Source organism: uncultured Rikenella sp. (assembly GCF_910579375.1).
GTDB lineage: Bacteria > Bacteroidota > Bacteroidia > Bacteroidales > Rikenellaceae > Rikenella.
The window spans coordinates 1-8,702 of record NZ_CAJTUJ010000074.1 but is presented as its reverse complement, the minus strand read 5'-3'; the positions used below and the strand labels follow the sequence as shown (position 1 = coordinate 8,702).

Annotated in this window: 8 protein-coding genes; 5 read left to right on the top strand and 3 right to left on the bottom strand. The window is 58.9% G+C overall.

Going from position 1 to position 8,702, the window contains the following annotated elements; translation table 11 throughout:
- Window positions 1–934: 934 nt before the first annotated feature.
- On the bottom strand, window positions 935–1,075 hold the full coding sequence (locus tag QZ302_RS06950) for a hypothetical protein (RefSeq protein ID WP_294593929.1): 141 nt from the start codon (window positions 1,073–1,075) through the stop codon (window positions 935–937).
- A gap of 113 nt (window positions 1,076–1,188) precedes the next feature.
- Here QZ302_RS06950 and QZ302_RS06945 point away from each other — a divergent pair, with 113 nt between their 5' ends.
- Window positions 1,189–2,067, top strand: a complete 879-nt coding sequence (locus tag QZ302_RS06945) for a nitroreductase family protein (protein WP_294593927.1) — start codon at window positions 1,189–1,191, stop codon at window positions 2,065–2,067.
- A gap of 79 nt (window positions 2,068–2,146) precedes the next feature.
- On the opposite strand, the gene QZ302_RS06940 is transcribed toward QZ302_RS06945, so the two are convergent.
- Window positions 2,147–2,884 carry a DUF4290 domain-containing protein gene (locus QZ302_RS06940; protein WP_294593925.1) on the bottom strand — a complete coding sequence of 246 codons (738 nt, stop codon included), beginning with the start codon at window positions 2,882–2,884 and terminating at the stop codon, window positions 2,147–2,149.
- Window positions 2,885–3,016: 132 nt separating this feature from the next.
- Between QZ302_RS06940 and QZ302_RS06935 the strand changes: the two genes are divergently transcribed.
- The 4 genes from QZ302_RS06935 to QZ302_RS06920 all read left to right on the top strand — a co-directional run bounded on the left by QZ302_RS06935 (window position 3,017) and on the right by QZ302_RS06920 (window position 7,183).
- Complete coding sequence (locus QZ302_RS06935; RefSeq protein ID WP_294593924.1) at window positions 3,017–4,186, top strand: sigma-54 dependent transcriptional regulator; 1,170 nt, start codon at window positions 3,017–3,019, stop codon at window positions 4,184–4,186.
- Window positions 4,176–5,309 (top strand): GTPase, encoded by a 1,134-nt coding sequence (locus QZ302_RS06930; protein ID WP_294593922.1) that lies wholly within the window; start codon window positions 4,176–4,178, stop codon window positions 5,307–5,309. Before QZ302_RS06935 ends, QZ302_RS06930 begins: the two co-directional genes overlap by 11 nt.
- Before the next feature lie 360 nt (window positions 5,310–5,669).
- On the top strand, window positions 5,670–6,548 hold the full coding sequence (locus QZ302_RS06925) for an endonuclease/exonuclease/phosphatase family protein (protein ID WP_294593920.1): 879 nt from the start codon (window positions 5,670–5,672) through the stop codon (window positions 6,546–6,548).
- A 44-nt stretch (window positions 6,549–6,592) separates the two neighbouring features.
- Window positions 6,593–7,183: a hypothetical protein gene (locus QZ302_RS06920; RefSeq protein ID WP_294593918.1), complete on the top strand. Its 591-nt coding sequence runs from the start codon at window positions 6,593–6,595 to the stop codon at window positions 7,181–7,183.
- Window positions 7,184–7,211: 28 nt separating this feature from the next.
- Here QZ302_RS06920 and QZ302_RS06915 read toward each other — a convergent pair whose 3' ends face one another.
- The gene (locus QZ302_RS06915) at window positions 7,212–8,315 is read right to left on the bottom strand and encodes a DNA replication/repair protein RecF (protein ID WP_294593916.1); all 1,104 of its coding nucleotides are present in this window, start codon (window positions 8,313–8,315) and stop codon (window positions 7,212–7,214) included.
- Window positions 8,316–8,702 lie beyond the last annotated feature (387 nt).

Here is an 8,702-nt window from a genome sequence, read left to right as displayed (position 1 = left end):
GCGGAGCCGCAGTGAGGCGGACACGGGACGGAGAATTGGGCTGGGCTTTGGGCTGCGATTGTTCTTCGGGCACGAAAACCGGAAACGGTTTTCGTGCTGCGCTGGGCCGAGCATGGGGACGAGCTTTGGGCTGGAATTTGGTACGAGAGCGAGTAGCGCGATTCGCAGAATCGCCGGCCTGTTCGCCCAGCGGCTTTGCCGCTCGGGGGAGTGGGCGACAGGCCGAAGCCGTCAGAAAAAGGTGTTGCTTTTGCGGTTCTTCGAGCCGCCGGGCTTGCGGCGGGGCATCTTCGGTGCCCGGGTCGGACGCCGCAGCTCGAACCCGACAGAATTGGGGCGACGAATGAGGTAGTGCAGTTGCGGCTCTTTGAGCCGTGCAGTTCGCCGCCACCCCATGCGGCGGGCTGCAACTCGTCTGAGCTCGTTGCACTCACCGCTGGCGGCGAACAGTTAAAACTGAGAGCGAGTAGCGCGATTCGCAGAATCGCCGTCCTCGGGCGCAGCGACGCTTTAGCGGCGCGAGGGGGGCGCGCCGAGGACGAATTTCCGAGAATAGGTGATGGGTGACAGGCCGAACCCGAATGGTTGGGGCGGTGAATGAGTGCTGTGCTTTTGCGACCTATAGGGTCGCGCGGGCCGAAGCCTCCCGCAGCGGCGGCCCGCAACTCGCTATGCTCGTTTTAGGCCCCGCAGGTTTCGACCCGTTTGGATGACAAGGCCGAACCCGAAAGATTTGGGCTGTGAGTTAGGCTGAACTCTTGGCCGAGCTCCTGCGGCTCGCAGAGCCGCGCGGGCCGGAGCCACCCTCGGCGTAGGGCCGCCACTCGCGATGCTCGTTTTGCCCACGCTGGCTCCGGCTGCTCCAATGGGGCTACATGTAGAGGCACCTAAAGAATAGTTCTAGCCCTTTGCCCACCGCGAGCACGCGGCCCGTTTATTCCGAGAGGCAACGCAACTGAAAACCGAAACCACGACCGTTCGCGGTGCCGGGGTTGAGCCATGTCATGCGGAAATCCAAGTGTATACCCAGATTGCCACTGACCCTGGAAGACCAGCTGTAGCCCCCACTGCCCATCCCGTTTGGTGCCCCCTCGCCGTGACCGCGGTAGCCCGGGGCGGGGTACCAGGCGAGCGGAACATCTGTCCGGATTCGCTATCTTTGCCGAAAACGTACGAAAAACCATCCGCATGAATTTTACCTTAGATATCCATTCGTCCACCTGTATCCGGTGCGGGCGCTGCGTCGCGGTCTGCCCGTCGCGGATTTTTACGCAGGCCGAACCGAAAGCCCCTGTCGGGATCGAACGGCCTGAAACCTGTATCGTGTGCGGGCATTGCGTAGCCGCTTGTCCGACCGGGGCAGTGACCCATACGGAGTTTCCCGCCGAAAAAGTGCACCCCGTCGACCGGAACGCCCTGCCCACGGCAGAGCAAGTGCTGGAGCTCTGTCGGGCACGGCGCTCGAACCGCGCGCTGACCGACCGTCCTGTGCCGCGCGACCTGTTGGAACAGATCGTGGAGGCCGCTCACCGGGCGCCGACCGCCAGCAACCGACAAGAGGTCTCGTTCATCGTCGTGACCGACCCCGAGAAGTTGAAACAGATCATCCAACTGACCCTCGACACGTTCGACGGCGTGCGACGGAAATTGGAGAACCCGGTGTTGCGTCCCCTGTTGCGGCGAGTGGTGCCGCAGGTGTATGCCTATTTGCCCGCTTTCCGGCGACTGATCGAAGCGTGGGGGCGAGGCGAAGACCTCGTCTTGCGGGACGCGCAGGCTGTCGTTTTTATTTGTGCCCCCGCCGATTCGCGTTTCGGAGCGACAGACACCAATTTGGCCTATGAAAACGGGTCGCTGATGGCCGAGAGCTTGGGAGTGAGCCAGATCTATACCGGATTCGTCCTCTCGGCGATGAAGCAGGACCGAAAAGGGAGATTCGCACAGCTGTTGGGGGTGGGGAAAGGACGGAAAGTCTATGCCGGGATGGCGCTCGGGATGCCGAAATTCGCGTTCCCGAATTATATCGACAAAAAACCGGTCGAAGTGCAGTGGATGGAGGAGCGGTAAGGCGGGTGTATCATACGATATAAAAACGAAGAGGCGTTCCCGTAGAAAGAACGCCTCTTGCGTATAATAAAGTTGGAGATTATGCCCGATTGTTCGTTCCGCCGGTATTGTTCCCCCCCGTTCCCGGATTCCGCCGGACATATTTCCGCGGAGCCGCCGCCCCGTTGCCCGTATTATTGCCCGTTCCCGTCCCCGCGCTTATCGTCCCCGGAGTATTCGTTCCGCTATTCCGATTGGTTTTGTTCATCCGGTTGCCGCTCGCGCTCCGCACGCTCGACGTATCGATCCGCGTGTGATCCAGCGTGTCGCTCTCCAACACGATCCGCCCCCGCGACATCAGCCGGATGTCGCCGATCACCCCTTCGTTCGAAGGAAACTCTTTGTTGTATTCGAACGACTTCTGTTTCATATACTTCGCCACACTCGCCGCTGCCGCATCCCGCTCCTCCGACTGCGGTTCGACGGCCAGCGTCTCCACCATCCTCCGGACATTCGCCCCGTACTGTTTCTGGGCGATATAGCTCTGCGACGAGCTCATCCGTTTCGGATGCGGCGCGAACATCGCCGGCGTCGGTTTCGGATACGGTGCATCCACATCCAGGTCGAAATCCGCGATCATAAACAGATGATCCCACAACATGTGCTGAAAACCCTCGCTGTCCCGCTGCGCCGGATTGACGTTCCCCATCACCGCCACCACCACCTCGGCCTGCCGGTTGCGGAGTTCCCGATCTTCGATCGTCTTTAGATAGGCCACCATTCGTTGGACGTTGCGTCCGTACTCCGAGAGCAGGAGTCTCGATTTTTCTCTGTTCATGTGTGTTGAAAACAAGGCGATACCGTCGCCGGAAAAACACGGGGAGTCGGTCGGAAATTTATTTCCCCGCGGGAATGAAAACAAAGCAAATATAATGCTTAACTTTGGAAATTCGAAAAAAAAGGTTTGCATATGGCTAAAATCCTGGTTATCGACGACGAACGGAGCATCCGCAACATCATCGGCGAGTTGCTGGAGATGGAGGGACATACGGTGAAAACGGCCGAAAACGGAGCGGCCGGATATAAGATGGTGTGCGACGAACCGTTCGAACTGGTGATTTCCGACATCAAGATGCCCGAGATGGACGGCATCGAACTGCTCGACAAATTGATCGAGACCCATCCGGATCAGACGGTCGTGATGATCTCCGGACACGGAAATATCGACACGGCGGTGGAGTGTATCAAGAAAGGGGCGTTCGACTATATCGAAAAACCGGTCGATATGAACCGGATGCTGGTGACGGTCAAAAACGCGCTGGAGCGCGGGTCGCAGGTCAAGGAGATCAAGACCTTGCGACGCAAGATACGTAAAGTGGCGGAAATCGTGGGCGAGTCGCCGGCCATTCAGCGGGTGAAGACCCTGATCGACAAAGTGGCCCCGACCGATGCGAGGGTCTTGATCACGGGGTCGAACGGTACGGGGAAGGAGTTGGTGGCCAGGTGGTTGCACGAAAAGAGCGACCGGGTGAACATGCCGTTCGTCGAGGTGAACTGTGCGGCGATTCCGTCGGAACTGATCGAAAGCGAACTCTTCGGGCATGAGAAAGGGGCGTTTACTTCGGCGATCAAACAGCGCAAGGGAAAATTCGAACAGGCGGACGGCGGGACGATCTTTCTGGACGAGATCGGCGATATGAGTCTGGCGGCGCAGGCCAAGGTACTGCGGGCGTTGCAGGAGCGGAAGATCACACGCGTCGGGTCGGACAAGGATATCGACGTCGATGCGCGGGTGCTGGCGGCGACCAACAAAAACCTGATCGAGGAGATTGCCAAGGGGAATTTCCGCGAGGACTTGTACCACCGGCTGAGCGTGATTCTGATCCACGTGCCGAAACTGGTCGATCGACGGGAGGATATTCCGTTGCTGGTCGAGCATTTTATCCGGAAAATCTGTGCGGAGAAGGGAAAGCCCAAAAGCACGATTACGGCGGAGGCGATGGAGGCTTTGGTGGGGATGCCGTGGACGGGGAATATCCGCGAGTTGCACAATGCGGTCGAGCGGCTGTTGATTCTGAGCGGGGCGGAGATTACGCTGGACGACGTGAAACTCAATGTGATGCAGGCCAATGGGGAGTAAGGATTCGAATCGGCGTGCGTGCGGTGGCGAACGGGCGCCGCGGGTGGGGATTTACGGCGTGACGAACGTCGGGAAGAGCAGCCTGCTGAACCGGATTACCGGTCAGCAGGCTGCCGTGGTTTCGCCCGTGGCGGGAACCACGACCGATCCGGTGCGCCGGGTTTTCGAGGTGGCGGGCTACGGGCCGGTGATCTTTGTCGATACGGCGGGGATCGATGACGAGGGGTCAGAAGTGGGGCGGTTGCGGGTGGCGAAGACGTGGCAGACGCTTTCGGAGGTGGATTTGGCGGTGGTCTTGCTGGCGGACGCTCGTCCGTCGGGGGCGGAGCAGCGGTTGCTCGATCGGATTCGGGCGAACGATGTGCCGTATTTGCTTTTGCCTTCCCGTGCCGCGGATTTGTCGGCGGAGGAGGTGCTTCAGCGGATTTGCGCTGCGATTCCGGGGGAGGCGGATGCAATGTCGCCGTTTTTCGGCGAGCGGGCGATTGTGGCGGGAGGGGTGATTCTTCTGGTTTGTCCGATCGACGCGGGAGCGCCGGCGGGACGGTTGATTTTGCCTCAGGTACAGGCGTTGCGGGCGGCGTTGGAGCTGGGGGCGGTGGCGATCGTCGTGCAGCCGGAACAGTTGGGAGAGGCGTTGCGGCTCCATGCTCCGAGGCTGGTGGTGACGGACAGTCAGGCGTTTCGGGAGGTGACGACGCTGGTGCGGGAGCGGTGTCCGGAGGCGGAGGTGACGTCGTTCAGCGTATTGCTGGCGGAGCAGAAAGGAGATGCGGCGGTTTACCGGGAGGGATTGGAGGCGGTGGACGGTTTGAAGGCGGGAGACCGGGTGCTGATTATCGAGAATTGTTCGCATCAGGTGACGTGTGACGATATCGGCCGGACGAAAATCCCGGGATGGTTGCGGGAGTATACGGGGATCGGGTCGCTGGAGTTTACGTTTGTGAGCGGTCGCGATCCGTTGCCGGAGCGGTTGTCTGTTTACGCGTTGGCTGTGCAGTGCGGGGGGTGCGTGGCGACGCGGCGGATGGTGCAGGCTCGGATCCGGGCGGCGGTTCGTTGCGGGGTGCCGATTACGAATTACGGCATGTTGATCCGCAAATTGCGCGGCGTCTCGTTTTAGGCAGGTCAAAACTCCTTCGCGCTTTGCGTGCAGATAGGATAGGGAGCTGGGTGAGGCTGTTGTGAATTGTAGGGGTAGAGGCTGCCAGTAAAGGGCGCGTTTATTCCGAGAGGCAACGCAACTGAAAACCGGAAGAGCGAATGTCGGAATAGGTCGGGCTAAGATTTTGAAAACTGAAATTTAAATCTTGACCTTTAGTGTCGTTTGCAGTTGCGCACCAACCTGTAACCTCCATTGCCTGTGCTCAGCAGCTCTCCGGTGCCAGCGCTGCGGTAGCCCGGGGCGGCTTCTTGAACCACCGGAATCCAACCGAAATTTCGCTATCTTTACCCTGCGAAATCGTTTAACACCTAACAAAATATGAAACGTATTCTTTTGACCCTGCTCGTTGCTGCGGGAGTCACCGCATTCGTCTCATGCGGCAGCGCGACCCGAAAAAACGGAGAAGCTGCCGACTCTTCGACCCTGCGGGCGATGACTTTTAACATCCGCTATGCCAATCCGGACGACGGGCCCGATTATTGGGACAACCGGCGCGATGCCGTCGTGCGGATGGTCGAAACCGTCCGGCCCGACGTGATGGGGATCCAGGAGGGGCTGGCGCAGCAGGTCGCCTTTTTGGACTCGGCATTGACCGATTACTCCTATGTCGGCGTGGGGCGCGACGACGGAGCTCAGGCCGGAGAGTATGCCGCCGTATTTTATCGGGACTCGTTGTACGTACCGGTGGCGGACGGCCACTTCTGGCTGAGCGAAACGCCCGAGCAGGCCGGTTTGGGATGGGATGCCGTTTGCGTGCGGATCGCCACCTGGGTGCGGTTGCAGGAGCGGGCTACCGGTCGGGAATTTATAGTGGTCAACACCCACTTCGACCACGTGGGAACCGTAGCGCGACGCGAAAGCGCGAAACTGATGCTGGAACGGATCGAACGATTCGGCGATTCGATACCGGCCATTGTGATGGGCGATTTCAACTATCCGACCTCCGATCCGTCGCTCGCTCCGCTGGTCGATGCTCCGGGGTTTGCCGAAGCACGCAGTTCGCAGGCTGCCCGGCCTCAGGGCGACTCGCTGCCGCCGGTCACCTATCGCGGATTCGGACACGGCGAAGAGGGCGAGGTGATCGATCATATCTTTTTCCGCGGTTTCGTGCCTGTCACCTACGAGGTGATTCCCGACGGATACGGGGTGCGGTACCTCTCCGACCATATGCCGGTGGTGGCGGTGCTTCGGTTTTAGGGGACGGCCTCCAAAAAAGATAGAAGTATTTAACTCCATCTGCCATGAAACATTTTTTTGTGTTTTGCATCTTGCTGACGGCTCTGGTGCGGTCCGGGTGGGCCGCTTCAGAGCCTGTCGCCTATTTCGATGCGGGCAATCCCATCAAGTACGATGGAACGAAGTTTTATCTCGCCTGGAGCGCCCATCCGCAGGATATCTATTATCTTCAGGAGTACCTGCCCAAAGGCGAGACGCTCGAACGCTACACGCAGATGTTTACCGTCAGCGTGATCTTTTGGGACAGAACGCCTGAGGCGGCTGTCCGGGCGAAAGTGGCCGAGTTGGAGAGACGCCGGGAGACGGACCAGGTCTGCCGGTATTTGGTGACGGAAAATCCGGATAAACCGGGAGAATATATCCTAGAATTTATCGTCAGCGACGGGCGGGACGGTGTGCTGGATTGCGTGGAGGTCGATATACACTACTATCGGCAGGTGGTGATCGACGGGAAGAAGGCGTCGCTGTTGTGTTTCTATTCCCGGCGGGCATATGGCGACGATATTCTGCCTTTTATGAAGACGATTCCCGAACGGCGGAACGGCTGGTATGAAGGGATGACGAGACTCGGCATGGTACCGCGGTTCCCGAAATAGGCGGATTTTTGGACAAAGAGAGAGGAGGTTACAGTTCCGTGAACCGTCCCCCGTTCACCCCGAAGAGCTTGTAGTTTTCCGTCAGCCGGGTCAGAATTCCCTCTAACCGAATCTTATTGCTGTCGGTGATGAAGATCTGGCCGAAACGATCCGACGAGACCATACCGATCAGCGCTTCGACCCGCGCCATGTCGAGTTTGTCGAATACGTCGTCCAGCAGCAGAATCGGCCGAATCCCTCGTAATTCCCGCATCATATCGAATTGTGCCAGCTTCAGGGCCAGCAGCATGGATTTCTGTTGGCCCTGTGAGCCGTATTTGCGGATCGGGAATCCCAGAATCTCTAATTTTATGTCGTCGCGGTGCACGCCGCAGTTGGTGAAGCCGCACACCCGGTCTTTCTCCCTCGCCGCCGTCAGCAGTTCGGCGAACGGTGTCTCGGTCAGCTCCGATTTGTAGGAGACGGTGACTTCCTCCCTGTCCGACGAGAGAATGCCGTAGTACTCCGCTACTTTCGGAGCCAGCCGCCGAATCATCTCGGCCCGTTTCTCGTGCACCGCCGTTCCGGTCTCGATCAGTTGCATGTCCAGCACCTCCAGAATCTCGTCGAAAGCCGACCCCATGCCTGTTTTCAACAGCCGGTTGCGCTCCTGCAACAGGTGGTTGTAACGGACGATCGCCGTGAGGTATTCGCGGTCGGTCTGGGAGAGAAACGAGTTGAGGAACCGTCTCCGTTCGTCGCCCGACTCGTGGATCAGGGCGGTGTCGGCGGGCGAAACCATCACGAGCGGCAGCAGGCCGATGTGTTCCGACACCCGGTCGTATTCTTTGCCGTTCCGTTTGATGACTTTTCCTCCGCCGCGTTTGAAACTGCATACGATCGCCTCCCGCCGCTCTCCTTCACTGAGTGAATAGCGGCCGTCGAGCATAAAATAGTCCGAGCCGTGCCGCACGGATTGTCCGTCGGTCAGCCCCACCGAGCTTTTGCTGATCGAGAGGTAGTAGACGGCGTCGATCAGGTTGGTTTTTCCTGCGCCGTTGTCGCCGACCAGACAATTCACATTGGCCGAGAATTCCAGTTCGGCTTCCTCGATATTCTTGAAATTCAGGATGGAGATTCGTTCTAAAAACATCGTTTCAGGGGGGGCTTGGTGGACAAAGTTACACTTTTTGTGTCGGCGGGGGAAGTGCTTTTGGGGATAATCTCCGTTGTGACCGCTGTTGTAGCGACTGATTTGGGCCGAGGCTGTCGCGGTTTTGCACATGCGGGTAGACACGGCCAGAGCATCCCTTTAGGGATGCGCTCTAAAGTTTTTCTGGTTCTCTTTGTTCACAAAGAGAACAGTTCCAGGAGGAGCAGTGATCAGATCGCGCGCCGCCGCCTAAAGAGGGGAATCGTCAAAATGCACTTGTGCGTTTTGACTGGATTTCCCCAGGCGCGCGAAAACGCGGCGGAACGCAAGCGGAGCCGCAGTGAGGCTGACACGGGGCAGGGAACTGGGGCGAGCTTTGGGCTATGC